The sequence below is a fragment of the Acidimicrobiales bacterium genome (assembly GCA_036273495.1).
GTDB lineage: Bacteria > Actinomycetota > Acidimicrobiia > Acidimicrobiales > JAJPHE01 > DASSEU01.
The window spans coordinates 1-2,955 of record DASUHN010000355.1 but is presented as its reverse complement, the minus strand read 5'-3'; the positions used below and the strand labels follow the sequence as shown (position 1 = coordinate 2,955).

The 2,955-nt window shown below is 74.0% G+C and carries 4 protein-coding genes; 1 reads left to right on the top strand and 3 read right to left on the bottom strand.

Translation table 11 applies throughout. The annotated features are described in order from the left end of the window. The coding region (locus tag VFW24_15095; GenBank protein ID HEX5268091.1) for a response regulator transcription factor at nt 1-313 on the top strand (313 nt) is incomplete at its 5' end. On the opposite strand, the gene VFW24_15090 is transcribed toward VFW24_15095, so the two are convergent. The 3 genes from VFW24_15090 to VFW24_15080 form a co-directional block, all read right to left on the bottom strand. Further along, the gene (locus VFW24_15090) at nt 303-1,793 is read right to left on the bottom strand and encodes a HAMP domain-containing sensor histidine kinase (protein ID HEX5268090.1); all 1,491 of its coding nucleotides are present in this window, start codon (nt 1,791-1,793) and stop codon (nt 303-305) included. The genes VFW24_15095 and VFW24_15090 overlap by 11 nt on opposite strands. 158 nt (nt 1,794-1,951) lie before the next feature. Further along, nucleotides 1,952-2,647, bottom strand: coding sequence for a phosphotransferase (locus VFW24_15085; protein HEX5268089.1), 696 nt, complete (start codon nt 2,645-2,647; stop codon nt 1,952-1,954). 16 nt (nt 2,648-2,663) lie between these two features. Continuing rightward, on the bottom strand, nt 2,664-2,955 hold a 292-nt coding region (locus tag VFW24_15080; protein ID HEX5268088.1), incomplete at its 5' end, for an MGMT family protein.

Sequence of the window (2,955 nt, the reverse complement as noted above, 5' to 3'; positions counted from 1 at the left end):
GAACCGGTTGAGCTTCTCCGACCTGGAGATGGACCTCGACACCCGGGACGTGTGGCGGTCCGGACGCCTGATCGAGCTCACGCCCACCGAGTACAAGCTGCTCCTCTACCTGCTGGCCAACGCCCGGCGGGTTCTGACCCGCGAGCAGATCCTCGAGCACGTGTGGGAGTACACCTTCGAGGGGAACGCCAGCGTGCTCGAGACCTACATCAGCTACCTCCGCCAGAAGATCGACACCACGCCTCCACGCCTCATCCACACCGTGCGCGGGGTGGGATACAGCCTGCGGCTCCCTCCCGGCTCTAGCCGCTGACCGCCGGCAGCCGCAGCCTGAACACCGCCCCGCCGCCGGGGGCGTCGGCGGCGCTCACCGTGCCCTGGTGCTCGGTCATCACCGCCGCCACGATCGCCAGGCCCAGTCCCGCTCCCGCCCCGGAGCGGGCCGGGTCCCGCTGCCAGAACCGCTCGAAGACGTGGGCCCGGGCCTCCTCGTCGAGGCCGGGACCGTGGTCGCGCACCTCCACCACCGCCCAGCCCGCATCCACCACCGCGCTCACCTCGATCGGAGACCCGGCCGGGGTGTGACGCAGGGCGTTGCCCACCAGGTTCCCGAGTGCCTGACGCAGGTGCTGCTCGTCGCCGAGGACCACCACCGGCTCCGGCGCGGCGAGGGTCACCGGCCGCCCCGGCTCGGCGGCGATGGCATCGCTGCAGGCGTCGGCGGCCAGCACGGCCACGTCCACCTCGGCCCGGTCCCCGGCGCGCACCTGGTCCAGGCGCGCCAGCAGCAGCAGGTCCTCGACCAGCCCCTTCATCCGGGCCGACTCCTCCTCGATGCGACGGGCCACCGTCGTCTTGTCCACTCTCGGGTCCTCGAGCCCGAGCCGGAACAGCTCGGCGAAGCCCTGGATCGACGTGAGCGGCGTGCGCAGCTCGTGGGACGCGTCGGCCAGGAACTGGCGCAGGCGGGCCTCGGTCGCGTCTCTCTCGCCGAAGGCGGCCTGGATCTCGTCGAGCATGGTGTTGAAGGCCCGGCCCAGCTCGACGACCTCGCTGCTCGACGACGGCACCTCGGCCCGCCTGGTCAGGTCCCCGCCGGCGATGGCCCGCGCCGTGCCCGCCATGCGCTCGATCGGGGCCAGGCCCCGCCGCAGCACCAACCCCGCACCCAGCGACAGGATCAGCAGCAGGGCCGCCGCCCCCGACAGCTCGATGAGGGTGAGGCGGTGCAGGGCGCTGGTGACGCTCGACGTCGGCACGGCCACGACCACGCGGTAGCCGCCGTTCTGCGGGGCGCCGATCTCGACCCGCCAGCTGCCCGACCCGCTGACCGATGCGACGCCCAGCACCCGGGAGCCGCCCGACGTCGACGGGAGCGGTCGGGGCAGCTTCGGGGGCGAGGTCGAGCTCACCTCCTGCACGTGGCTGCGGACCGTGCCCGTGCCGTCGACCAGCTCCCCGTAGGTCCCCGGCGCCACGACCGGCGCCCCGACGCCGCCTGCGGGCGGGGGCCCACCGCCCGACACCGCTCCTCCGGGCAGGGGCGCCTGTCCCGACCGGGGACCGGCCCCCTGCCCGTCGCGGCCGGGCCGTCCGGCACCGGGGGGACCGAGCACCACGCCGGCGGCGCGGGCCAGCTCCCCGCTCACGAGGGGCACCGACGCCCGGAGGGTCTGGTCGAGATCGTGGTACTGCGAGCGGGAGTAGAGGGCGTAGGTCGCCACCCCGAAGATCCCGAGCCCGACCGTCATCAACCCGACCAGCCCGGCCACGAGACGGAACCGCAGGCTCACTCCGGAATGGTCCCAGGATGAACGGCCACGGTGCGAGGATCGGACCGGATCCTCACGCCCACCTCGGTCGTTCCTGGGAAAACCCGCCGAATGGGCTGAGGGCGGACTGCGACCGGCCGGTGGGCCCGCCGGCCCTGTTCAGCAGGCCGGCGCCGGGCTCAGCGCCGGCCCGTCCCGGCGGACGCCCGGGCCGCCATCCGGCGCATGCGGCTCCGCTCCCCTTCGCTCATGTTCCGGTCGGAGAGGCGGTGCTCGACGGCGGCGGGGATGGCCGCTCGGACCTTGTCACGGTCGAAGCTGCGGAGAAAGGAGCGGAGGAACACCCGCCTCCCCAGGGTGGCGGCGACCCGGGCCCCCGCTCCCCCCGGCACCTCCCCGACGGCGGAGAGCACCCAGGTGTCGGCGACGTCGTAGGCAGGGCTTCCGGCCGCGGCGTTGGTCCAGTCGATCACGACCGGGCCACCGGCGGCCATCAAGACGTTGAGCGGGTGCAGGTCGCGGTGTAGCAGCCGGTCTCCCGGCACCCCTGCCCGGGGCAGACCGTCGGGAGCAGCGAGAGCATGGAGACGCACGTGCAGGTCCGCCAGGATCCGGGCCAGGTGCCCCATCCGGTGGGGCTGTCGGACCAGCGCGTCGAGCATGGTCGGCCCGTCCACCCGCTCCATCACCAGGTACCCGGGCCCGCTCTCATAGACCTCGGGGGCGGGATAGCCCTGCGCCCGCACGTAGCGCATCACGTCGGCCTCTCCGTCCAGAGACCGTCCGTCCCGGGGGATGCGGAGGACCCGTCCCGGGCCGTGCTCGTAGATGACCGAGTCACGTCCCTCGGCGAGCTGCGGACCGACCGGCTTCATCCCGGACCTGCCCTGGTCAGCCCGGTATCCGGGCCTGGGCCAGGTCGACCCGATCGCCCCGGAGGGGTACACCCTCCCGGCGGAGCCGATCGAGCTGCACCCGGCCCTTGGCCACGCTTCCGTCGGCGCGCACCACCCGGTGCCAGGGCACCTCCTCTTCCGTCGTGGCCAGGACACGGCCCACCATGCGCGGGGCGCGGCGGTCGATGTCCCCGTAGGTCCGCACGAAGCCCTCCGGGATGGCCCGGATCCGCTCGAGGATGCGATGGGCGCGGGACAGCTCGGCGTGCGGCTCGTCGCGGGGCGGG

Bases quoted from the DNA above. Each gene is read 5' to 3' on its own strand.
- VFW24_15085 (HEX5268089.1), bottom strand. From the start codon at position 2,647: ATGAAGCCGGTCGGTCCGCAGCTCGCCGAGGGACGTGACTCGGTCATC.